The sequence below is a fragment of the Janthinobacterium sp. Bl 1 genome (genome assembly GCF_058215535.1).
This window is the reverse complement of record NZ_CM177086.1, coordinates 2,032,722-2,053,290: the sequence shown is the minus strand read 5'-3', so window position 1 is coordinate 2,053,290 and position 20,569 is coordinate 2,032,722. Positions and strand designations below refer to the sequence as shown.

22 protein-coding genes and 4 tRNA genes are annotated in these 20,569 nt (G+C 62.3%); 15 read left to right on the top strand and 11 right to left on the bottom strand.

What is annotated here, in order from left to right:
* Nucleotides 1–7 precede the first annotated feature (7 nt).
* From ybgF to AC4BCN_RS09270, 5 genes are all read left to right on the top strand, one after another.
* Nucleotides 8–766 (top strand): tol-pal system protein YbgF, encoded by a 759-nt coding sequence (gene ybgF / locus AC4BCN_RS09290; RefSeq protein WP_128140083.1) that lies wholly within the window; start codon nucleotides 8–10, stop codon nucleotides 764–766.
* A gap of 67 nt (nucleotides 767–833) precedes the next feature.
* Nucleotides 834–909, top strand: a tRNA-Lys gene (locus AC4BCN_RS09285).
* A gap of 89 nt (nucleotides 910–998) precedes the next feature.
* Nucleotides 999–1,074, top strand: a tRNA-Lys gene (locus AC4BCN_RS09280).
* A gap of 143 nt (nucleotides 1,075–1,217) precedes the next feature.
* Nucleotides 1,218–1,421, top strand: a complete 204-nt coding sequence (gene relB, locus AC4BCN_RS09275) for a type II toxin-antitoxin system RelB family antitoxin (RefSeq protein WP_456148949.1) — start codon at nucleotides 1,218–1,220, stop codon at nucleotides 1,419–1,421.
* A gap of 13 nt (nucleotides 1,422–1,434) precedes the next feature.
* The gene (locus AC4BCN_RS09270; RefSeq protein ID WP_490493133.1) at nucleotides 1,435–1,671 is read left to right on the top strand and encodes a type II toxin-antitoxin system RelE/ParE family toxin; all 237 of its coding nucleotides are present in this window, start codon (nucleotides 1,435–1,437) and stop codon (nucleotides 1,669–1,671) included.
* A gap of 40 nt (nucleotides 1,672–1,711) precedes the next feature.
* Here the strand turns inward: AC4BCN_RS09270 and AC4BCN_RS09265 are convergent, their stop codons facing one another.
* The 3 genes from AC4BCN_RS09265 to AC4BCN_RS09255 all read right to left on the bottom strand — a co-directional run bounded on the left by AC4BCN_RS09265 (nucleotide 1,712) and on the right by AC4BCN_RS09255 (nucleotide 4,752).
* Entirely contained in the window at nucleotides 1,712–2,842 is a 1,131-nt protein-coding gene (locus AC4BCN_RS09265) for an acyltransferase family protein (protein WP_490493132.1), read from the bottom strand.
* A 129-nt stretch (nucleotides 2,843–2,971) separates the two neighbouring features.
* Nucleotides 2,972–4,237, bottom strand: a complete 1,266-nt coding sequence (locus AC4BCN_RS09260; protein WP_490493131.1) for a hypothetical protein — start codon at nucleotides 4,235–4,237, stop codon at nucleotides 2,972–2,974.
* 200 nt (nucleotides 4,238–4,437) lie between these two features.
* Entirely contained in the window at nucleotides 4,438–4,752 is a 315-nt protein-coding gene (locus AC4BCN_RS09255; protein WP_490493130.1) for an ArsR/SmtB family transcription factor, read from the bottom strand.
* 106 nt (nucleotides 4,753–4,858) lie between these two features.
* On the opposite strand from AC4BCN_RS09255, the gene AC4BCN_RS09250 reads away from it, so the two are divergent.
* Nucleotides 4,859–5,947 carry an NADH:flavin oxidoreductase/NADH oxidase gene (locus tag AC4BCN_RS09250; protein WP_490493129.1) on the top strand — a complete coding sequence of 363 codons (1,089 nt, stop codon included), beginning with the start codon at nucleotides 4,859–4,861 and terminating at the stop codon, nucleotides 5,945–5,947.
* Here AC4BCN_RS09250 and AC4BCN_RS09245 read toward each other — a convergent pair.
* Both AC4BCN_RS09245 and AC4BCN_RS09240 read right to left on the bottom strand, forming a co-directional pair.
* Nucleotides 5,941–7,440, bottom strand: coding sequence for an MDR family MFS transporter (locus AC4BCN_RS09245; RefSeq protein ID WP_490493128.1), 1,500 nt, complete (start codon nucleotides 7,438–7,440; stop codon nucleotides 5,941–5,943). The genes AC4BCN_RS09250 and AC4BCN_RS09245 overlap by 7 nt on opposite strands.
* Entirely contained in the window at nucleotides 7,437–7,895 is a 459-nt protein-coding gene (locus AC4BCN_RS09240; RefSeq protein ID WP_128140089.1) for a MarR family winged helix-turn-helix transcriptional regulator, read from the bottom strand. Before AC4BCN_RS09240 ends, AC4BCN_RS09245 begins: the two co-directional genes overlap by 4 nt.
* A 119-nt stretch (nucleotides 7,896–8,014) precedes the next feature.
* Here AC4BCN_RS09240 and AC4BCN_RS09235 point away from each other — a divergent pair.
* Both AC4BCN_RS09235 and AC4BCN_RS09230 read left to right on the top strand, forming a co-directional pair.
* A tRNA-Lys gene (locus AC4BCN_RS09235) sits at nucleotides 8,015–8,090 on the top strand.
* A gap of 79 nt (nucleotides 8,091–8,169) precedes the next feature.
* Nucleotides 8,170–8,245: transfer RNA gene (locus AC4BCN_RS09230), tRNA-Lys, on the top strand.
* Nucleotides 8,246–8,318: 73 nt separating this feature from the next.
* Here AC4BCN_RS09230 and AC4BCN_RS09225 read toward each other — a convergent pair.
* The 4 genes from AC4BCN_RS09225 to AC4BCN_RS09210 form a co-directional block, all read right to left on the bottom strand.
* The gene (locus AC4BCN_RS09225; RefSeq protein WP_338681339.1) at nucleotides 8,319–9,404 is read right to left on the bottom strand and encodes a type VI immunity family protein; all 1,086 of its coding nucleotides are present in this window, start codon (nucleotides 9,402–9,404) and stop codon (nucleotides 8,319–8,321) included.
* A gap of 4 nt (nucleotides 9,405–9,408) precedes the next feature.
* Nucleotides 9,409–10,128: a VRR-NUC domain-containing protein gene (locus tag AC4BCN_RS09220; RefSeq protein WP_338681338.1), complete on the bottom strand. Its 720-nt coding sequence runs from the start codon at nucleotides 10,126–10,128 to the stop codon at nucleotides 9,409–9,411.
* Entirely contained in the window at nucleotides 10,125–10,691 is a 567-nt protein-coding gene (locus AC4BCN_RS09215; protein WP_338681337.1) for a PAAR domain-containing protein, read from the bottom strand. Before AC4BCN_RS09215 ends, AC4BCN_RS09220 begins: the two co-directional genes overlap by 4 nt.
* 271 nt (nucleotides 10,692–10,962) lie before the next feature.
* A complete protein-coding gene (locus tag AC4BCN_RS09210; RefSeq protein ID WP_490493127.1) occupies nucleotides 10,963–11,736 on the bottom strand; it encodes an AraC family transcriptional regulator in 774 nt (257 codons plus the stop codon).
* A 66-nt stretch (nucleotides 11,737–11,802) separates the two neighbouring features.
* On the opposite strand from AC4BCN_RS09210, the gene AC4BCN_RS09205 reads away from it, so the two are divergent.
* Both AC4BCN_RS09205 and AC4BCN_RS09200 read left to right on the top strand, forming a co-directional pair.
* Nucleotides 11,803–12,069 (top strand): hypothetical protein, encoded by a 267-nt coding sequence (locus AC4BCN_RS09205; RefSeq protein ID WP_490493126.1) that lies wholly within the window; start codon nucleotides 11,803–11,805, stop codon nucleotides 12,067–12,069.
* Nucleotides 12,070–12,126: 57 nt separating this feature from the next.
* Nucleotides 12,127–12,732 (top strand): IMPACT family protein, encoded by a 606-nt coding sequence (locus AC4BCN_RS09200; protein WP_490493125.1) that lies wholly within the window; start codon nucleotides 12,127–12,129, stop codon nucleotides 12,730–12,732.
* A 3-nt stretch (nucleotides 12,733–12,735) separates the two neighbouring features.
* Here AC4BCN_RS09200 and AC4BCN_RS09195 read toward each other — a convergent pair whose 3' ends face one another.
* Together AC4BCN_RS09195 and AC4BCN_RS09190 are read right to left on the bottom strand one after the other, a co-directional pair.
* Nucleotides 12,736–13,125: a hypothetical protein gene (locus tag AC4BCN_RS09195; protein WP_490493124.1), complete on the bottom strand. Its 390-nt coding sequence runs from the start codon at nucleotides 13,123–13,125 to the stop codon at nucleotides 12,736–12,738.
* 9 nt (nucleotides 13,126–13,134) lie between these two features.
* A complete protein-coding gene (locus tag AC4BCN_RS09190) occupies nucleotides 13,135–13,512 on the bottom strand; it encodes a nuclear transport factor 2 family protein (protein ID WP_490493123.1) in 378 nt (125 codons plus the stop codon).
* 263 nt (nucleotides 13,513–13,775) lie between these two features.
* On the opposite strand from AC4BCN_RS09190, the gene AC4BCN_RS09185 reads away from it, so the two are divergent.
* The 5 genes from AC4BCN_RS09185 (at nucleotide 13,776) to AC4BCN_RS09165 (ending at nucleotide 20,485) form a co-directional block, all read left to right on the top strand.
* Entirely contained in the window at nucleotides 13,776–15,176 is a 1,401-nt protein-coding gene (locus AC4BCN_RS09185) for an L-cystine transporter (RefSeq protein WP_070300878.1), read from the top strand.
* Nucleotides 15,177–15,256: 80 nt separating this feature from the next.
* Nucleotides 15,257–16,021, top strand: coding sequence for a histidine phosphatase family protein (locus AC4BCN_RS09180; RefSeq protein WP_456148937.1), 765 nt, complete (start codon nucleotides 15,257–15,259; stop codon nucleotides 16,019–16,021).
* 18 nt (nucleotides 16,022–16,039) lie between these two features.
* Complete coding sequence (locus tag AC4BCN_RS09175; protein ID WP_490493122.1) at nucleotides 16,040–16,918, top strand: NAD(P)H-hydrate dehydratase; 879 nt, start codon at nucleotides 16,040–16,042, stop codon at nucleotides 16,916–16,918.
* Nucleotides 16,919–17,030: 112 nt separating this feature from the next.
* Nucleotides 17,031–19,544, top strand: a complete 2,514-nt coding sequence (locus tag AC4BCN_RS09170) for a TonB-dependent receptor plug domain-containing protein (RefSeq protein WP_490493121.1) — start codon at nucleotides 17,031–17,033, stop codon at nucleotides 19,542–19,544.
* Nucleotides 19,545–19,561: 17 nt separating this feature from the next.
* Nucleotides 19,562–20,485 carry an SAM hydrolase/SAM-dependent halogenase family protein gene (locus AC4BCN_RS09165; RefSeq protein WP_490493120.1) on the top strand — a complete coding sequence of 308 codons (924 nt, stop codon included), beginning with the start codon at nucleotides 19,562–19,564 and terminating at the stop codon, nucleotides 20,483–20,485.
* Nucleotides 20,486–20,569: the final 84 nt, after the last annotated feature.

Sequence of the window (20,569 nt, the reverse complement as noted above, 5' to 3'; positions counted from 1 at the left end):
CCGACCCATGATGACATTCTCGAAAGCCGGCGTCGCCGCCGCCTTGATGGCCGCGTTTGCCTACCTGCCCCTGCACGCCAACGCCGCCCTGTTCGATGACGACGAAGCGCGCAAGGCCATCCTCGAGCTGCGCGCCAAGGTCGACGCCATGGCGCGCGACCTGAACAGCCGCGTCGACAGCAAGGCGGACAAGACCAGCACCCTGAGCCTGATCAACCAGCACGACCAGACCATGCAAGAGATCGCCCGCCTGCGCGGCCAGATCGAAGTACTGGGCAACGACCTGGCGAATGTGCAGAAGCGCCAGAAAGATTTCTACACCGACATCGACGCGCGCCTGCGCAAGCTCGAACCGCGCCAGGTCACCATTGACGGCCAGGAAGCGGCCGTGGGCGTATCCGAGCAAAGCGCGTACGAATCCGCGTTCGGCCTGTTCAAGTCAGGCGACTACAAGGGCGCCGTCACGGCCCTGGACGGCTTCGTCAAACGCTATCCGGAATCGGCCTACGCGGCCAACGCGCAATACTGGCTGGGCAACGCCTATTACGCCCAGCGCGACTGCAAGAGCGCCATCACGGCCCAGCAGGCAGTGCTGAAGAACTACCCGGACAGCCCGAAAGCGCCCGACGCCATGCTCAACATCGCCAGCTGCTACACGGAGCTGAAAGACAAGGCCAACGCGACCAAGACGCTGAACGCCCTGATCTCGCGCTACCCTGACTCCAGCGCGGCCCAGGCCGCCAAGGAACGGGGCGGCAAAAAGTAAAAGCGGGGAAAAAGTTGCCCGTTAGGTTTGACAGAATCCCGGGCACCCCCTATAATCTTTCTTCTTCGGGTCGTTAGCTCAGCTGGTAGAGCAGCGGACTTTTAATCCGTTGGTCGCAGGTTCGAATCCCGCACGGCCTACCACGAATACGCAGTACTGATCTGCTTGCGAGTTGTTATAGCAAGCATTTTTTTACTGCACAGTGTTACCGAAGTTGTTGTAAAAAGTTTTTGGGTCGTTAGCTCAGCTGGTAGAGCAGCGGACTTTTAATCCGTTGGTCGCAGGTTCGAATCCCGCACGGCCTACCAAATACTTCAGAGAAGCCAACCGTTCGCGGTTGGCTTTTTTGTTTTCAGCAGCATCACTTGCACGCGATGCCATCGCTGACACAAATCAAACGCCTTGCCACCTGCGATACAGCTTTATCGGACCGTCGTATAATCAGACAATCATGAACGCCACACCATCCTCGACCATGTCCGAATTTGCTACAACGGAAGCAGCCGAAACCTATGAACAATGGTTTCGCGCAAAGGTGCTGGCATCGCTCAATGATGACCGCGCTACCGCCTCGCACGAGACAGTCATGGCGCAACTGAGGAAAATCGTCACGCCGCAGACTGACGGCCATGCTGCCGATTTAATGGAAGGTTGAAGCTCAAGAAGATTTGACCGCGATACTCACGTATATCGCGCAGCACAACCGGCCGGCAGCGCTGCAGCTTTACCATGACATCGACAACGCCATCTCCCGGCTTCCCTGCCACCCTCACCTATACCGGTCCGGAAGAGTTTCAGGCACGCGCGAACTGGTTGCCCATCCAAACTATGTCGTCGTGTATCGAGTTGAAGCAAGCGCGATAGAAATTCTTGCCGTCATGCATACGCGGCAACTATATCCTTGAGCAACAATACCTCCACCCTTTTGCATGACGCCCCGAGTTTCTAACGCGACACCAGCGCCTGCCGCCCGGCCAGATGCGCCACCACACTCCCCATCACCCGCCCCAGCGGCACCTCCACCCAGCGGTAAAACGCCGCGCCGGCCGCCAGGCTGGCGCCCCAGGCCGTCAGCATGCCCAGTGCCTGCCACTCGGGATCGAGTGGAACGTAGGTGACAAACAAGGCATTCACCAGCAGGCTGACGGGAAAGTGGACGAGGAACACGGCGTACGAGATGCGGCCCAGCGCGTTGATGATGTTCCAGGCGCCGCCCTGTGCAGGCGTGCGGGCGCGGCCGAACAGGAACAGGGCGCAGGCGACGATCAGGGCCAGCGCGATGCGGCTGCGGTAGTCGACGGCCAGGGCCAGCAGGACGGGCACGGCGGCCATGGCCATGAGCACGGTCATGGCGCCGGGTTTACGGGCCGGATCGCTGGCCCACCAGGCCAGCATGCCGAGACCATAGCTGCCGAAGAAATACGGCGCCCAGTTATCCCAGTCCGCGTCCAGATTGAAATACAGCAGGGAAAAGGTGATGCCCACGGTGACGGCCAGCGGCATCAGCCAGTGCCGGCGCCGCTGGCCCGCCACGCGGCCGCTCAGCCACAGCAGCGATACGGTCAGCAGGTACAGTTGAAAATCGATGGCCACGTACCAGGCGCCGGCCGACAGCGACTCATAGCCCAGTACGCCGTGCAAAAGCAAGGCATGGGCGCTCAGCTGGCCCAGGGTGACGGCGGCCGACATGGAGTCGTGCTGCATCCAGATGCCGGCCACAGGCGTGATGATGGCCGCGAGCAAGGTGGCAGCCAGGAAAGGCGGCGCCAGCTTGGCATAGCGGCGCCAGACCGCTTGCAGAGGGTTGGCGATGCCGGGGCGGCCGGCGGGCGAGAGCGATTTGGCGACGAGAAAGCCGCCGATGACGAGAAACACTTGCACGGCGATGCGCGCGCTGCCACCGAGCCAGTCCAGCAGCTCGGGCCACAGCGGCTGCACGTAGTCGGACATGGGCCCGTAAAACGCCAGATGGTGCAACACGATCAGCTGCGCCGCGCCTGCCTTCAAACCATTGATCCAGCCAAACTGCGGACGATGTGCCAGGTCCGCCTGTGATACCACTGCTGCTGCCGTCATTCCCTATCCTTGCCGTGCCAGGTAGTCTCGCCAGCCATGCGCGCAACGGGCGCGCGGCCGAGGATTTACCGAAAGGCCGACATCATAGCCGAGCCTGGCATTTCGGTGACGCGCGGCAGACGACCGATATCAATCCTTGCGCGAAAAATCGGCACGCAACAGGGTCTGGATCACGCTGCCGCCCTGCTCGTTCGCGCGCACGGCGACCGCCATGGACGGCATGACGAACAGCACGCCATCGTGCTCTTCCCATGTATCGAGCAGCTGCTCCAGTTCGCGCCCAAGCGACTGCGCCCGCCCGATCTGTCGGGCCAGCTGCACCTCGCACTTGCCCTCATAGCCGACGCGGCGCGGGCACTCGTCGATACGTACGAACGGCGTCTTGCTCTCGCGCAAGCGTGCGGACAATTGCGCGGCCACCGCCGCCGGCGCGCCATCGAGATACAAATGGTAAGACGGCACACGGCAGCATCTCCCGGACAACAACAGCAAGCCGACCCTGGCACCAAAAGCGGCTGTGGTGGCTACCGGCACATAGGCAAACGGCGGCGTGCTGCCGTCCCATACAAAAGTCTTGCGCTGCTCGGCGGCGTTCGCCCCGCGCCAGCCGGGCTGGCAGGCGGCATTCGCGGCAGCAAAACAGCTACGGTAACCCGTCTGATCGCTGATAAACAATTGCTCGACCGCATTACGCGCGCCGACAGCCTCGGGCGCGGTGCCGTCCGGCCGCACTTCCCAGCTGCCCGCGCCGTTCTTGTGCCATGGCAGCGCCGTGCGCGACCAGGCCCATAACCGCTCGTAAGGATGGAATTGGTAGGTGGGCGCGTCCGCCAGGTAAATTCTCGGCAGCGGAATCGGGTCGCGCCGCTTGCCGTCCGCATCGACGACGAGCACCACGGACGGCGCATACTCGCTGTCGACAAACGCAAATGATGCCCCATCGGGCGAGATGGCCGCCAGGACTTGGGCGTGCAGGTCGCCGTCGCTTTCTGGCGGACTGGGCAGCACGGTGGTTTTCAGCGGCAAGCCACGCAACAGGAAACCGGGGCACTGGTCGCCGGGAAAATAGCGCACGCCGGGGGACAATGGAAAGCCATGCGTGTACGTCTCGGTGCCACGGTAGCCGTCTTTCGACGCCGCGATCTTCTCGACCACGGCCTTGCCCGCTTGCTCGTGGACCAGCGCCAGCACGCTGTCATCGTCAGGCAATCTGACGAAAAAGACGGGCTGGGCGAAGTCGGTCCAGCGCTCGATGCCATCGGTGGTCTTGACGACAACTTTATCGCTATGGATCAGCCGCATGGAATTGTTGTGCGTGGACATCAGGGAGCCGCCACCCTGGCGGTACTCGACCGACAAGGCGGCAAACCGCCCGTACGTGTCGGCCTTGGTCACCTTTTCGCCGCGCCGCAACACATCGGCATATTCGCCCGTGGCCGGCTCCGTGTAAGGCCAGCAGCCAGTGAGCAGTACGAAAGCGGTGGCGCAGCACTAGCGATAGCGTGCAGGAATTCTCATGCGTGATCAACCTTTCAGCTTGAGACTGCACTCCAGTGCTGCAAATTCGGCAATCTTGCAGGCATTCTACGACAGATTCAGGGCTGATTCGCTGGAGGCTGCGCCAGGATGGCGCCGAGCAAGCCGGGAAAGCGGCTTTCGATATCGGCGCGGCGCAAGGTGTTCATGTGCGTCGTGCCCGCGTTTTCCGTGTAGACGAGGCCCGCTTCGCGCAAGACCTTGAAATGGTGGGAAACGGTCGACTTCGGCCGCCCGCCGTCCAGATCGCCGCAAGCGGCCGCGTCGACTCTGGCCAGGTGGCGCACGATGTCGAGGCGAATGGAATCGCTCAAGGCGTACAGCACTCTTTCGAGCACGAATTCGCTGGCGGCAGGATGTTTATGTGGACGCATGTGCAGAATCATACAGCATGCGCTATACTAATTCCATTCTTCGAATATTTACGAACTTCCGAATCAGCATTCACCCACATTTCCACCAACAAACACAAAGGCCACCATGTCCGCCCTCTTCCAGCCCTACACCCTCAAAGGCATCACCCTGCGCAACCGCATCGCCGTGCCGCCCATGTGCCAGTACATGGCCGTCGATGGCGTGGCCAACGACTGGCATCTGTCGCATTACGCGGGCATGGCCCGTGGCGGCGCGGGACTGGTGATCGTCGAAGCGACGGCCGTGGCACCGGAAGGCCGCATCACGCCCGGCTGCACGGGTATCTGGAACGATGACCTGGCGCAAGCCTTCGTGCCTGTCGTCAAAGCAATCAAGGCGGCCGGCTCCGTGCCCGGCATCCAGATCGCCCACGCGGGCCGCAAGGCCAGCGCCAACCGTCCATGGGAAGGCGACGACCACATCCCTGAAGGCGACGCGCGCGGCTGGCAAACCATCGCCCCGTCCGCCATCGCCTTTGGCGGCGGCCTGCCGAAAGTGCCGCGCGCCATGGACCTCGACGATATCGCCCGCGTGAAACAGAACTTCGTCGACGCGGCCGTACGCGCCCGCGAAGTCGGTTTCGAATGGCTGGAGCTGCACTTCGCCCACGGCTACCTGGCGCAAAGCTTCTTTTCCGCCCACTCGAACCAGCGCGACGATATCTATGGCGGCAGCCTGGAAAACCGCAGCCGCTTCTTGCTGGAAACATTGAAAGCCGTGCGCGAAGTGTGGCCAGAGCACCTGCCGCTGACGATCCGCTTTGGCGTGCTGGAATTCGATGGCCGCGACGAGCAAACCCTGCTCGAATCGATCGGCCTCGTGCGCCAGTTCAAGGACGCGGGCATGGACATGATCAGCGTCAGCATGGGCTTCACGATTCCCGACGTGTCGATTCCATGGGGCCCGGCCTTCATGGGCCCGATTGCCGAGCGCGTGCGCCGCGAAGCGGGCGTTCCCGTCTCGTCCGCCTGGGGATTCGGCACGCCAGCGATTGCCGAGCGCGTCGTCAAGGAAGAGCAGCTCGACGTGGTGATGGTCGGCAAGGCGCACCTGGCCAATCCGCACTGGGCATACTTTGCCGCAAAAGAACTCGGCGTGGACCGCGCTTCGTGGACCCTGCCGGCGCCATACGCGCACTGGCTCGAGCGCTATTGATCGTCCTTGACCGTCGCCGGATGTCCCTCCAGGGGCAGTTCCGGCAGGAACAACAGGAAGACCAGTCCCAATAGCAGCAGCACGGCGCCGGCGCCAAACACGCTGGCGATCGCATGGCGGTACACGTCCACCGTCTGCGCCGCCGCCTGCGCACCCAGCGCCGACACGGCTTCCACGCCGTGCTTGTGCAGCTGATGTGCGAGAATGGCGCCGGACGCCGTCACGCCCAGCAAGCCGCCCAGCGAGCGGAAAAACGCCAGCATGGCCGTGCCCACGCCGCGGCGCGCCAGGGGCAAGGCATTTTGCACGGCGATCGTCATGTTCGGCATCACCAGTCCCAGCCCCGTGCCGAGGAAAAAGATGGCTGGCTCGATGATCCAGTAGCCACGCGACGTTTCCATGCCCCAGGCCAGCACGGCAAACGCCAGCAGCGCCACCGCCAATCCCGCCACCTGCACCATCTTGTACTTGCCCGAGCGCGACAGCACCCGGCCGTTGAAGATTGACGACGCCACCAGCCCCACCATCATCGGCACCGTCATCACGCCGGACTCCGCCGGACTGGTGCCCATCACCAGCTGGAAGAACAAGGGAAAGAAGACGCTGGCGCCCATCAGGCCCATGAAGGTCACGGCCATCACCAGGCTGGCGATATTGAAGGTGCGGTTTTCGAACAGGTCGGGCGGCAGCACGGGCTCATCCACCTGCCCCACGTGCACCGCCAGCCAGATCCCCAGCAGCACGGCAATGCCGCCGCACACCTTGATGGCCAGCCCATCCCACGGCCACTCGGTGCCGCCCAGCGCCAGCACCAGCAGCGCCGCCGTGATGGCGCCCGTCAGCAATGCCGAGCCCAGATAATCGATCTTGTGCGCATGCGTGCGCGCCGGTTTGCGCATGGCGCGCGCGATGATGACAAAAGCAGCCGCGCCGATGGGCAGGTTGACATAGAAAATCCAGTGCCACGACAAGGCATCCGTGATCACGCCGCCCAGCACGGGACCGAGCACGCTGGTGACGGCATACACGATGGGCACCATGCCTTGCCGCTTGCCCCGCTCGGCCGGCGGCACGATGTCGCCGATGATGATTTGCGCCAGCGGCATAAAGCCGCCCGCCCCGAGGCCCTGAATGGCACGGAAGATAATAAGTTCCGTCATGTTCTGCGCCAGCCCGCACAGCACGGAACCGAGCAAGAAGGTCAGCAGGGCCGTAATGATCATGGGACGGCGGCCGTACTGGTCGGCCAGCTTGCCGTACAGGGGCATGGTGGCCGTCGAGGCCAGCACGTAGGCCGTGACCACCCACGACAGATGGGCCATGCCGCCCAGGTCATCGACGATGCGCGGCAAGGCCGTGGCGACGATGCTCTGGTCCAGCGCACCGAGTCCCAGCACGGCCATCAGGCCCAGATAGATGGCGCGCACTTCGCGCTCGGTGACGGGTTTGGCAGCGCCTTTTTCTGCGCCTGTGGCTTGATCGTGGCGACTCATGCTTGTCCGATCTCAAGCAGCGGCTGCATGGCCGCTTCCAGTGCATCGATCTGCTGCGGCGTCAGACGGGCAATGCGCTGCGCCAGCACATCGCGGCGGCGCGCGCGCAGGGTTTCGAGGATGGCCAGGCCTTGCGCGGACACCTGCAGCCCCGAGCGGCGCCGGTCTTGCGGATCGGGCGCGCCGCGCTCGACCAGCCCCGCCTCTTCGAGCGACTTGACCTGCGCGCTGACGGTCGGCCCGCGCACGTTCTGCAGCCGCGCCAGCGCGGCCACGCCGATGCCGGGCTGCTCGTGGATCAGGGCCAGCAGCATGTATTGCATCATCGACACGCTGCCTTCCAGCTCGCCCCCTTCGCGTTGCATGGAGCGCAGCAAACGCTTGAACGCCGTGCGCAATTCATCGGACAGCGCCAGCGCGCGTTCGGGGATGGGAAGGTCTTCGGTAGTGGACATAAGAATTTATAAGTAGGTAGACTATCTACCTATATTAGTGCACGTCCGGGCACCATGCAAGGTTTTTTCCGCCCCTGCCCTTCCCAAAACCGCCGCTGGCCGTCATAATAGCCGCCCTTGGGTCGTTAGCTCAGCTGGTAGAGCAGCGGACTTTTAATCCGTTGGTCGCAGGTTCGAATCCCGCACGGCCTACCAAGAATTTGTGGTTTGTTTGCAAGTCTTCATGGCAAGCACATGCCGCACAGAGTTACCGCAGTTAGTTGTCAAAGTTTTTGGGTCGTTAGCTCAGCTGGTAGAGCAGCGGACTTTTAATCCGTTGGTCGCAGGTTCGAATCCCGCACGGCCTACCAAGAATTTAGCAGGACAGGGCAGGGTTACCCGCTTCGGCGCGTAGCCCTTTTTTGCGTCCCTGTATTTCTATTTTTAAAGTCGCCCTGGCAACGTCGTCTCCTTGCTTAGCTTAGGTTCGTCCAACAGCTTGGCTTTGAAACTAAGCAGTTCCTCAGGCGGCACATCAAAGCGAGCCATCCAGCGAGCGGCAGCAGCGCCACGGATACGCGGCTCACCAAACGCAGATGCGCCGTGAAAACTTCCCATGTTGGTGCTTCTTACTTCCTTCAGCAGCATGTTCGGCAACACATAGGATGCTGGCTGTGGATCATCATCTACTGACGCAGGTGCCGCGTAAGGCCCAGCCTGAATGACTATGCCTTCGCTGTACGGGTACAGGGCAAACCAGTCCATCGGCAACTCCGAGCGCGCCGCCGAAATACCGCCGGCCTTTTCAAGCAATTCGTTATTGATCGCGGTCAGCCATGACACTGTTTTAATCCCAGTCCCGGCACCCTTCATTGCCTTGATAGGACTGCCAATGTCGTAGTCATAGTATTCTTCTGAGGTGATCGCTTCAGTAGGCTCGTTGTCGTAGGCACGCACCAACGACAGCACCAGCCCATTGCCGCCATACCCATGCACGGCTTTCAACAAGTCGGCGAACTTGACAAACATCGCCTGAAAGGCCAGCGGGTGTTCTTCCGCGTACAAATGGGGCATGGAAAAGCGTACGACAGACAGCCCCCAAGTACCCATCTTAGCCTGCCAGTCACCCCTGCCAGCGACTTGAAATTCCCATTCACCCGCGTCTACATTCTGCTCCCCACTCGTGTACCCGAAGCTTACGGCACTAGCCTCCGTTAGCTGCTTCATCAACTCAGCCATAGGCTGGGCGTCACGGTAGGGCAGACGATCCTTGCCATCTTTAGGCTCTTCACGCCAGAGCCAAGTAAGATATTGCCCTGCTATGGCTTCGTACTCGTCGAAGCATGCACAAATTGCAGCCCGTGCAGCAGGCGTATGGGCGTCTTTGAAGAACAACGTACCTGTCAAGGCGGGAATCGCCCCCACGTAGCCTTTCTTCGCACGTTCCATGAATTGGCCACCGGGAATCGCCATCCTTTCCTGATTCTCTTTCAGGAGCTTAATCCTGTCGATTTTTGAAAGTTCATCCATGCTCTTAGTCCTTTAGATTCGGAAGTTTCTTGGGTAGCCTAGGACGTCTTCCACCACGCCCGCCCTTATTGGCGATGATGTCAAGCATTCCCTTCAACTCGTCCTTCAGTTCTTCCGCCTTCAAATCCTCTGTACGCTTCTTGCGGTCTGGATCGTCACAGCTACACATTGTCGGCGTCAGCAATGCCAACTTGTCTTCGCCAGATATTATTTCATAGCTTTCTGCTTGAAGGCTGCCCCAAGGGTCACCATCGAACTTGATCTCGACTACCTGTTTGATATTGTCGTGTGTTGGCGGCTTTGTAGGGTCTTTGACGATAACAACATCCGGGCGGCGCACATAACCTTCGCCCGGCAACCATAGCGGATGCGTAGGGTCGGCGTCCCAGTTCTTCTTAATCCAGCCGGGCGCCCAACGGTGGGCCATCGTTTTTGTATTGAAATCCATGATCGGCACTGGCGGGTACTTGGTCATATCGTAGTTGACTTCAGCCTTGTGCTCGCTCTGATAACCCGCCAAGGCGTCGCGTTTGCTCATCATTTTTGATACGCACACTTGCCGCAGGCTTTGCCCTTTCTTACCAATTTCTGGCACAGCCTTACACTCGCAAACAGCCATACACAGTACGTCTTTGTCTTTTCCGTTTACCTCGGCGAAATTGATATGAACAGGTGTTGTAGTTCCATTGAGCGACATTTCTCCTGTAGGGTAAGGGCCACTCATGCGCCTGACTCCATAAGGTCAAACGCAAGCGCTTCGGAGGCATCACGCTCGATCCATTGAGTGAATCCCTCGCTGTCAGTCTGCCCGGTAAGGTACTGGCCGTCCGTTGATCGTACACGCACGCTAGTAGCTGCAACAGGTTCGCCAGTGATACGGTCAAGCACTTGGAAGCGGCCCTTGAACCTCTGCCCCTCCGAGTCTACAGGTTCGTCTTCGTAGGCCGCAGCCATCGTACCGCTAATCAGCCCAAACCGATCATCAAGTCCACCTCCAGTACCGGGGGCGGCTCCGCCACTAGGAACAGTCGTTGTTATGCCCTGCTTGCCACCGATGAGGGTTGCCCCACACGCGACCTTGCAGCCGTCGTAGGCGACAGGAGCACCATCAGAAATGAAGTTGGGATCGCCTTGCGCAATTGGAAACACGCCTTTACAACGCGGACAACTCACCATATCACCCTGACGCGCCCACGGAAACCCCATAGTGTCCGTCGTAGACCCTGCTGTAATCACTATCCCGCCATGGTCTGTTTTGTCGCCTAATACGATGATAAGCTGCCCCATATTGCCCTCACATTAATCTTATAAAAAAAACATTAACAATTCATTGTAAAGGGAAAATAATAAAACGCAACAAGTTCTAGGTACCGCAGTGAGAAGTCCGGGCAAAGATAGTACTGAGCACAAGAACGGGGAATGCATGCGGGTTCTGACACGTTAGAGGCCTGAACTTTTAATCCGTTGGTCGCAGGTTCGAATCTCGCACGGCCTACCAAGAATTTGCAGCAAACAAAAAGCCAACCGTTCGCGGTTGGCTTTTTGTTTTGCGCACCAGCTATTCCATCCCCTCCCCATACCTCCCCGGCGTCACGCCCATCACCCGCTTGAACATGGCGATGAAGGCGCTGACGTTGTCGTAGCCCAGGTCCAGCGCAATCGCCGTGACAGGCTGGCCACTAGCCAATAATTCCAAGGCGCGCAGGATGCGGGCGCGCTGGCGCCAGGCGGAAGGCGTAAAACCGGTCTCGATCGTGAAACGGCGGGCCAGGGTGCGCGGTGATACGCCGGCCCAGGCGGCCAGCGCTTCCACGCCCCGCTCGTCGGCCAGGTCATCGAGGATGGCGCGCGCCACGCGCAGCAGGCGCGGGTCCGTGGGCAGGGGCAAGCCGAAGGGCTCGTGCGGCGCGGCGGCGATTTCGTCGAGGATCACGCCCGCGACCCGTTCCTGCCGTGCGTCGAGCGCGCCATCGTCCCAGGCGCTGGCGCGGCCCACCGCTTCGCGCAGCAAGCCCGAGACGCGCATCACGCAAGGCGCGGCGGGCAAGCTGGCGCAACTGGCTTCGTCCACATACACGCTCCAGCCCGCAAACGGGCCATGCGAACGCAGACCATGGACGTGATGGGGCGGCATCCACACGCAGTGGCTGACCGGCACCACCCACTGCCCGCTGTCGGCGGCAACGGAAAGCAAGCCCCGCATGGCACCGAACAGCTGGCCGCTGGCGTGGCGGTGCGCCGCCGTCAACCTCTCCTGTGGCTGGACAATGCGCATGGCGCGCAGCGGCAGCGATGATGACAAGATTGACGGATTTGACGTATTGAATGGCATAAACAACGCAGGCAAGACAATCTGGCCATCATACAGTGAAGTCTTTCCAACATTCAGGAGTGCATCATGCGCGCAGAAGACGTATTGCCGGATCAACAAAACCAGGGCCAGTTCAATGGCGTCACCGTACGCAAGGGCACGGTGGGCGCCTTCCTGGCCAATGCCCGGCTATGGCTGGACGAGTCCAGCGGCATCGCCGAACGGACCATCGCCGAGCGCGACATTGTCGACGCCCTGCCCGCCCTGCACGCGCTGGGACTGTTCGATATTGTGCAAGTGCGCGATGCGGCGCTGCGCGAACTGGTGGCCGCTCCTGCAGCGCGAGCAGGCTGACTCGTCCACGGCGCGCATTTCCTCTATCATGCTGCTTTGCCCGCCTTCGCACCCGCCATGCCGTTTACCATTGCCGCCCCAGTCCACAGCGAACTGATCATCAAGAAAAGCCGTTTCATCGGTTGCGTGCAGCCGATGACGGACCGCGCCAACGCGCAGCAGGTGGTCAATGACTTGAAGGCGCAGCATCCTGGCGCCTGCCATGTGTGCTGGGCGCTGCTGGCGGGCGGGCAGTCGGCGGCCGTCGATGATGGCGAACCGAGCGGCACGGCCGGGCGGCCCATGCTCGACGTGCTACGCCACCAGGACCTGGAAGGCGTGCTGGCGACCGTCGTGCGCTACTTTGGCGGGATCAAGCTCGGTGCGGGCGGCCTGGTGCGGGCCTACACGGATAGCGTGGCGCAAGCGTTGTTGCAAGCGGAAAAGACGGCCATCGTGCGCCAGCGTACCCTGCGCTGCACGGTGCCGTATGCGATGGAAGGCATGCTGCGCCGCGAACTCGATGGCGCCGGCGCTACCTTGCTGAACGTGGAACACGGCGAGCACGTGCTGTTCGACTTCAGCCTGCCTGAAACGGCGGCCACCGCCCTGCTCGCGCATCTGCATGAGGCGGGCAATGGACGGATAGCCTGGCTGAAATTGGAAGCCGAAGAGGAAGAATAAAACTTACAAATTGGGCGGGCGCTTGAGCTGCAGCATGATGAAATGCGTCCACGCCAGCGCCGGCAGCACCATCAACAGCAACATCAGTCCGGCAGGCATGTCCGGTACGAAACGCACGAAGCAGCCAAGAAAACCGGCGATGGCCAGCCAGAAGCGCCAGTTGAATGCATATGCCTTGCGTGCCACCGTGGCCAGCGCGATGCGCCAGAATTCCAGCAAGGCCCACACGCCGCCCGTCAGCAGCAGCGCGGCCAGCGCATTGGCGCCGGGGGCGTCGGCCCAGGTGCGCACCAGGTTGTACAACAGCACGGGGTAGCCGGCCGTAATGGCCAGGGTGGCCGGGCCGGCGGCGATGACAGCTTCAAACAGCTGCCCTTTGGAACGATGATCCACTGATACTCCTCAAGCCACGACGCCGGACTGGGCGGCGATCACTTGCAGCGCGCCGGCCGCGTCCTGCGCCCAGACGCGCGTAAAACGGAAGTCGCCATGCGTTTCCACGTCATGATAGATGCCCGTCAGCTGCATGCGCACGGAGACCACGGCCACGCTGCCGTTGATGCGCACATGGCGCTCGGACGCGCGCAAGTCGGTGATGGCCAGCAGGCGCTGCTCGTGCGCGGCCAGGTCCGCATGCTTGCTCAGCAAGTGGCCCAGGTGATTGGTAAACAGCAAATCGTCGGCCAGCAAGACATTCAACGCCGCCACGTCGGAGGCCATCATGGCCAGGCGCAAGCGCTCTTCCGCATCGAGCACTTGTACTTCAGTTAATGCATTCATCTTCTTCCTATCAAATAGTCTGGCGCATCTTAGCAAACGGGAAAAGCATGCTTGCACGAAATAGCTAAATTCACAATCAGCCACAAGGCTTATACCTGTGAAGCATATTTATATAGCGTAATATTCGCAGCGGTATTGCGCAAAACGCCACCATAGTACTGTACAGTGCTTGCCCTTCCGCCCCGGGCTGGGGCAGCTGTCAGTTGTAGTACTGTTTTATGTGCTCCGTGCAGTCTCGAATAAAACCAAGATAAGGCCCCTTCATGGCAATTAACATCATCCTGAACCTGCTCGTTGCGTTGCTCGTCTTCGCTTTCATGTTCCACCAGCAACGCAAACACGCGACGTTTACCGTGCGCGTCTTCACGGGCCTGGGCCTGGGCGTGCTGCTCGGCGCGGCCGTGCAGTGGCTGTACGGCGCCGGCTCGCCCATCATCGCCGGCACCAATGAATACATGGACATCGTCGGCAGCGGCTACGTCAAACTGCTGCAGATGATCATCATGCCGCTGATCATGGTGTCCATCATTTCCGCCATCCTGAAACTCAAGGACGCGAGCTCGCTGGGCAAGATCAGCGCGCTGACCATCGGCACCCTGCTCATCACTACGACCGTCGCCGCCGCGCTGGGCATTTTGATGGCCAAGCTGTTCGGCCTGACGGCTGTCGGCCTGACGTCGAGCGCCGCCGAAGTGGCGCGCGGCGTACAGCTGCAAGGCTCGCTGGAAACGGCGAAAGCCCTGTCCCTGCCGAAACTGCTGGTCAGCTTCGTGCCGACCAACCCCTTCCTCGACATGACGGGCGCGCGCAAGACGTCGACCATCGCCGTAGTCGTGTTCTCGATCTTCATCGGCATTTCGGCCACGGGCATCGCGGCGAAAAAGCCGGAGATTTTCGCCTCGTTCGAGAACTTCATGAAAGTGGCGCACGCCATCGTCATGCGCATGGTCACGCTGGTGCTGCGTCTGACGCCGTACGGCGTGTTCGCACTGATGTTTGAAGTGGTCGCCTCGTCGAGCTACACGGACATCTTGAAACTGATCAACTTCGTCGTCGCCTCGTACAGCGCGCTGATATTGATGTTCCTCGTGCACCTGGCCATCATCGCCGGCGTGGGCCTGAACCCGCTGCGCTTCGTGAAAAAAGTCTTCCCCGTGCTGGCCTTCGCGTTCACGTCGCGCACCAGCGCAGGCTCCATTCCGATGAGCGTGCAGACGCAAACCCAGCGCCTGGGCACGCCGGAAGGCATCGCCAACTTCGCCGCCTCGTTCGGCTCGACCATCGGCCAGAACGGCTGCGCCGGCATCTATCCTGCCATGCTGGCCGTCATGATCGCCCCGACAGTCGGCGTCGATCCATTCACGGTCAGCTTCCTGCTGCCCTTGCTGGCCATCATCACCATCGGTTCCGTCGGCGTGGCCGGCGTGGGCGGCGGCGCCACGTTTGCCGCGCTGATCGTGCTGTCGGCGATGGACTTGCCCGTCGCGCTGGCCGGCTTGCTGATCTCCGTCGAACCGCTGATCGACATGGGCCGCACGGCCCTGAACGTGAGCGGCTCGATCACGGCCGGCACCGTCACCAGCAGGGTCATGGGACAGACCGACCTGGCCGTCTACAACAGCGACGACGCGCCGGACCTCGACGAAGCGGAACACGCCGCCTAAGCATCTCTCCAGCGGCGCGCCGCGCCTTGCCGCTTTCCTCTATATTTATCAACAATAAATGCAGAGGAAGGCGCAAGGCGATGGAACAGAAATGGCCGCAGCAAATCTGGATCGTGCGTCACGGCCAAAGTGCCGGCAACGTGGCGCGCGATGCCGCCGAAGCGGAAAAGCAGTTGTTGATCGCCATCGCCGAGCGCGATGTCGACGTCCCCCTCTCCGAGCTTGGCACGCGCCAGGCGCAAGCCCTCGGCGACTGGTTCGCCACCCTTCCCCCTGAACAACAACCGACCGTCGTGCTGTATTCGCCGTACGTGCGGGCGCAGCAGACGGCGCAAGCCGTGCTGGCGCGCATCGATGCGGACAGCTTGAGCTCCGTGGTGGCCGACGAGCGCCTGCGCGAAAAGGAATTCGGCATCCTCGACCGCCTGACCGTGCACGGCATCGCCAGCAAGTACCCGGAATTGCACGAGCAGCGCCAGCACGTCGGCAAGTTTTACTTCCGTCCGCCGGGCGGCGAAAGCTGGTGCGACGTCATCCTGCGCCTGCGCAGCGTGCTCGACACCATCACCCGCGAATACCGGGGCGAGCGGGTGCTGATCGTCGGCCACCAGGTCATCGTCAATTGCTTCCGCTACCTGCTCGAGCGCTGCGACGAGCAAGCCATCCTGGCCATCGACAAGGCGGCCGACGTGCCCAACTGCGGCGTCACGTCCTATGCTTTCAATCCCGCCCTGGGCAAGCACGGCAAGCTGCAGCTGGACCTGTGCAACTTCGTCGCGCCACTGGAAGAATCGGGTACACCTGTCACGGCCCAGCCCGACATGCCGGCCGCGCCCAAGTCCTAGTTTTCTCGGAGACCATGCATGGACACCACCGACATCACGCCTACCCTGCTGCGCTCCTGGCCCCTGCCCATGCCTCAGCCCGACGGCGACAAGGAAGTGCGCGGCCATCTGCTGATCGTCGCCGGCTCGGCGGAAATGCCGGGCGCCATTCTGCTGGCGGCCACGGCCGCCCTGCGCGCGGGCGCGGGCAAACTGACCCTGGCGACGGGCGCGTCGGTGGCGGCGCAAGTGGCCATCGCCATGCCCGAGGCGCGGGTCATCGGCCTGGACGAAACGGCACAAGGCGGCTTCCGGCACGAGGCGCAACACCAGCTGGCGCCGCTGGCCGGCAAGGTGGACGCCGTGCTCGTCGGGCCGGGCATGTGCGACACGGCCGCCAGCTGCGAGCTGATGCGCCACCTGCTGCCCCTGTTTGCCGCCAGCCGTTTGATCCTTGACGCGCGCGCCATGCAGGTCGTGCGCAAGCCCGCGCACTTTCGCTTCGACCAGCCCGTGCTGCTGACGCCGCACGCGGGCGAGCTGGCCCAGCTGATGGGCCTGTCGAAAGACGCCGTGCTGGCCGACCCGCATGCCTGTGCCACGGACGCGGCGCGGCGCTGGAATGCCATCGTCGCCCTGAAAGGCGCGCTGACCGTCATCGCCATGCCCGATGGCACGACCTGGACGCATGCGGGCGGCAATATCGGCCTGGCCATTTCCGGTTCCGGCGACACCCTGGCCGGCATCATCACGGGCCTGGCGGCGCGCGGTGCACCGTTGGAGCAGGCGTGCGCCTGGGGCATCGCCCTGCATGCGCTGGCGGGCGAACAGCTGGCCCTGCGCTTCGGCATCCTCGGCTACTTGGCGCGCGAAATCCCGGCCGAGATTCCGGCGCTGCTGCGCAATCTGGCGGCATAAAAACAACAGCATAAGCATATCCAGAAAGAATCGTTAGCGCTGGCGGGCGCCTCCCTTAAGCTCATTGCAATTGTTTCCATACGAACATTAATCGAGCCCAAAGGACACCGCCTTGTATCCGCGCCATTCAACCGCCTCCCCATCCCTTCCCGCCACGCCGCTGCGCGCCATCGTGCTGGCCTGCGCCATGCTGGCCGCCGCGCCCGCCTGGGCCCAGGACGCGCAAACCAGCACCAGCACAGGCACGGCCGTAGAGACGGCCAGCGCCAGCATCGACCAGGTCACCGTCGTCGGTTCGCGCGCGCGCAACCGCACGGTGTTCGACAGCAGCGTGCCCATCGACCGTTTCGGCGCGCGCGAAGTGAGCAATGCGCTGTCGACGGGCGACGTGGGCGCGGCCCTGCAAAACCTGTCGCCGTCGATCAACTTCCCCCGCATCGAGTCGAGCGGCGCGTCTGACTCCGTGCGCGGCATCCAGTTGCGGGGATTGGCGCCCGACCAGGTGCTGGTGCTGATCAACGGCAAGCGCCGCCACACGAGCGCCGTGCTCGACACGGAAAGCAGCTTTGCCGGCACCGTGCCGGTCGACATCAATGCGATTCCACCCAACGCCATCGACCACATCGAAATCCTGCGCGACGGCGCCGGCGCCCAGTACGGCAGCGACGCCGTGGCGGGTGTCATCAACATCGTGCTGAAAAAGGCCCGCACGGGCGGCGCCGCGTCCATCAGCTACGGCGCCAATCACACGCATTTCGATCCGACAGATCAAACCCTGACGGATGGCCAGACCGTCATCGTCAACGCCGACTATGGCGTGCCGCTGGGCGAGGCGGGGTTCTTCCGCTTCGGCGCGGAAACGCGGCGCCGCTCGCCCACGGAACGGGCCGGCCCCAGCGACGCTGGCTGGACGTCCTATAACTTCACGCCAGCCGACCAGGCGCTCGACGGCAAGGTCGTGTTCAAGTCGGGCGACTCGCGCCAGCGCAACAACTATGTGTTCTACAACACCCAGCTCACCCTGGCCAACGGCCTCGATCTGTACTCGTTTGCCACTCTCAACGAGCGCAAGTCCGACGGCAGCGCCTACTTCCGCTATCCGGGCGACCCGTCGAACGTATTGGCCCTGTATCCGAACGGCTACCGCCCCGTCACCAATGGCGACAAACGCGACCTCAGCATCGTGGCCGGCGTGCGCGGCAGCGCGGGCGAGTGGAACTGGGACGCCAGCGCGCGCCACGGCAGCGACCGCTTTGACTACGGCGTGAGCCATTCCGTCAACGCTTCGCTGGGTGCAGCCAGCCCCACGCGCTTCAGCCTGGCCGGCTTCGATTTCCGCCAGAACGCCTTGAACGTCGATGCCACGCGGACCATCGACATCGGCTTGCCCGCTCCCTTGAGCGTGGCCGTGGGCGCCGAATGGATGCGCGAAACCTACACCAGCTCGGCCGGCGACCCAGCCTCGTATGCGGCCGGCAGCTTCACGGATGCGCCACCGGGCGCCCAGGCCGGACCGGGCTTGCGCCCATCGGACGCCTACGACGGCAGCCGCCAGATCCGCTCTGTGTATGCGGACGTGGAAAGCGATATCACGTCGCGCCTGCTGGTGGGCGCCGCCGCCCGCTATTCGCACTACAGCGACTTCGGCAGCGCCAGCACGGGCAAGCTGTCCACCCGCTATAAAGTGACGGAGAACTTCCTCGTGCGCGGCTCGCTGTCGAACAGTTTCCGCGCGCCAGCCCTCGTGCAGACGGGTTTCCGCTTTGCCACGCTGAACTTCAACGCCGATGGCACGGCCCTGCAAACGGCGGCCCTGCTGCCGGCCAGCGACCCGCTGGCGCGTAGCTTCGGGGCACAACAGCTGAAACCTGAAAAATCGACCAACGTCTCGCTGGGCCTGGCCTGGAAACCGGCCGCCGCCACCAGCGTGACGGTGGATGCCTACGTGATCCGCATCCGCGACCGCATCACGCGCTCGAGCGACTTGCAAAGCGACGCCGTCACGGCCTACCTGGCCGCGAATGGCCGCAGCGACATTCAGTCTGTGGCCTACCTGGCCAATTTGCTCGACACCGCTACCCGCGGCCTGGATGTGGTGTTGAACCACGACCTGGCGTTCACGTCAGGAAAACTGAACCTGAACGCGGCGCTGAACCTGAACAAGACCAGCCTCGACAAGGTGCGCCAGAGTTCCGCTGCGCTGGCCAATATCGATCCGAGTCTGACCCTGCTGACGGAGACGAGTTTGTTCCGCATCAAACATGCGTCCCCCAACAGCAAATTGATACTCGGCGCCGACTGGCAGGCGGCCGGCTGGGGCGTGCAGGCGCGCGCCACGCGCTTTGGCGAGCTGAAAGATTTTTCGTACGACAGCGATGCGCCCCTGATCGACGGCATCCCCGCACAGCGCTTCGGCGCCGTCTGGTCGCTGGACCTGGAAGGCCAGCTGAAACTGAGCAGGCAGCTGACCCTGAGCGTGGGCGGCAACAACATCCTCGACCGCTATCCGCAGCGCGTGCGGGAAACGAATAACGCCACGTATGGCGGCGCCCTGCCCTACAATTTCATCAACCCCATCGGCGTCAATGGCGCGTACTTTTACGCCAAGCTGAACTACACCTTCTAACGCCACGGAAAGAACCCATGATCATCAAGAAAATATCCCACCTCGTCGCCGGCACCTGCCTGAGCGCCCTCATGCTGTCCGCCGCCCAGGCCGCCACACCGCTGGTGCTGATGACGGACTTCGGCACGGCCGATGGCGCAGTGTCCGCCATGCATGGCGTCGCCTATGGCGTCGATCCCCAGCTGACCATCTCGGACCTGACGCACCAGATTCCCGACTACGACATCTGGCTGGGCGCCTACCGCCTGTACCAGACAGCCAATTACTGGCCGCAAGGCACGGTGTTTGTGTCCGTTATCGACCCGGGCGTGGGGACCAATCGCAAGTCGGTGGTGCTGAAAACCAAGGGTGGGCGCTACTTCGTGGGGCCGGACAATGGCCTGTTCACCCTGATCGCCGAGCGCGACGGCGTGGCAGAGCTGCGCGAAATCGATGAAAAGATCAACCGCCTGGCGGGATCCGCCGAGTCGTACACCTTCCATGGCCGCGACGTGTACGCGTATGTCGGTGCGCGCCTGGCGTCAGGCGCCATCCGCTATGAACAGGTGGGCCCGCAATTGCCGAGCGAATCCGTGGTGAAAATCGCGTATCAAAAGCCTGTCCGCGACGGCAACACCATCCGCGGCATCGTGCCCGTGCTGGACGTCAAGTATGGCAATGTGTGGACGAATATCCCGAAATCGCTGCTCGACGAGTTGCAGGTAAAACTGCACGATCCTCTGCAAGTGCGCATCTTGCACAAAGGTAAGCAAGTGGCCAAGGTCACGGCGCCATTCGAGCACACGTTTGGCGGCGTCGCCAAGGGCAAGCCGCTGGTCTACCTGAACAGCCTGCTCGACGTGGCTGTCGCCATCAGCCAGGGTGACTTTGCTGCCAAACACCACATCGAGTCGGGCGTGGATTGGGAAGTGGAAGTGAGCAAAGTTTCTTCGTCGAAATAAGCATGGTCCGCAGCCAGGACACGCAGTCCTGGCCGTTTCAAATTTTGCTACTGCAGGTTTGCGCTACGTCAAACCAAACGCTTT

What these genes read in the sequence shown, in the direction of transcription:
- AC4BCN_RS09220 (WP_338681338.1), bottom strand. Translation starts at nt 10,128, where the DNA reads ATGAGTGGCCCTTACCCTACAGGAGAAATGTCGCTCAATGGAACTACA.
- AC4BCN_RS09255 (WP_490493130.1), bottom strand. Translation starts at nt 4,752, where the DNA reads ATGCGTCCACATAAACATCCTGCCGCCAGCGAATTCGTGCTCGAAAGA.
- AC4BCN_RS09215 (WP_338681337.1), bottom strand. Translation starts at nt 10,691, where the DNA reads ATGGGGCAGCTTATCATCGTATTAGGCGACAAAACAGACCATGGCGGG.
- AC4BCN_RS09225 (WP_338681339.1), bottom strand. Translation starts at nt 9,404, where the DNA reads ATGGATGAACTTTCAAAAATCGACAGGATTAAGCTCCTGAAAGAGAAT.
- AC4BCN_RS09265 (WP_490493132.1), bottom strand. Translation starts at nt 2,842, where the DNA reads ATGACGGCAGCAGCAGTGGTATCACAGGCGGACCTGGCACATCGTCCG.
- relB (WP_456148949.1), top strand. Translation starts at nt 1,218, where the DNA reads ATGAACGCCACACCATCCTCGACCATGTCCGAATTTGCTACAACGGAA.
- AC4BCN_RS09205 (WP_490493126.1), top strand. Translation starts at nt 11,803, where the DNA reads ATGCGCGCAGAAGACGTATTGCCGGATCAACAAAACCAGGGCCAGTTC.
- ybgF (WP_128140083.1), top strand. Translation starts at nt 8, where the DNA reads ATGATGACATTCTCGAAAGCCGGCGTCGCCGCCGCCTTGATGGCCGCG.
- AC4BCN_RS09175 (WP_490493122.1), top strand. Translation starts at nt 16,040, where the DNA reads ATGGACACCACCGACATCACGCCTACCCTGCTGCGCTCCTGGCCCCTG.
- AC4BCN_RS09210 (WP_490493127.1), bottom strand. Translation starts at nt 11,736, where the DNA reads ATGCCATTCAATACGTCAAATCCGTCAATCTTGTCATCATCGCTGCCG.
- AC4BCN_RS09240 (WP_128140089.1), bottom strand. Translation starts at nt 7,895, where the DNA reads ATGTCCACTACCGAAGACCTTCCCATCCCCGAACGCGCGCTGGCGCTG.
- AC4BCN_RS09250 (WP_490493129.1), top strand. Translation starts at nt 4,859, where the DNA reads ATGTCCGCCCTCTTCCAGCCCTACACCCTCAAAGGCATCACCCTGCGC.
- AC4BCN_RS09165 (WP_490493120.1), top strand. Translation starts at nt 19,562, where the DNA reads ATGATCATCAAGAAAATATCCCACCTCGTCGCCGGCACCTGCCTGAGC.
- AC4BCN_RS09200 (WP_490493125.1), top strand. Translation starts at nt 12,127, where the DNA reads ATGCCGTTTACCATTGCCGCCCCAGTCCACAGCGAACTGATCATCAAG.
- AC4BCN_RS09185 (WP_070300878.1), top strand. Translation starts at nt 13,776, where the DNA reads ATGGCAATTAACATCATCCTGAACCTGCTCGTTGCGTTGCTCGTCTTC.
- AC4BCN_RS09190 (WP_490493123.1), bottom strand. Translation starts at nt 13,512, where the DNA reads ATGAATGCATTAACTGAAGTACAAGTGCTCGATGCGGAAGAGCGCTTG.
- AC4BCN_RS09245 (WP_490493128.1), bottom strand. Translation starts at nt 7,440, where the DNA reads ATGAGTCGCCACGATCAAGCCACAGGCGCAGAAAAAGGCGCTGCCAAA.
- AC4BCN_RS09180 (WP_456148937.1), top strand. Translation starts at nt 15,257, where the DNA reads ATGGAACAGAAATGGCCGCAGCAAATCTGGATCGTGCGTCACGGCCAA.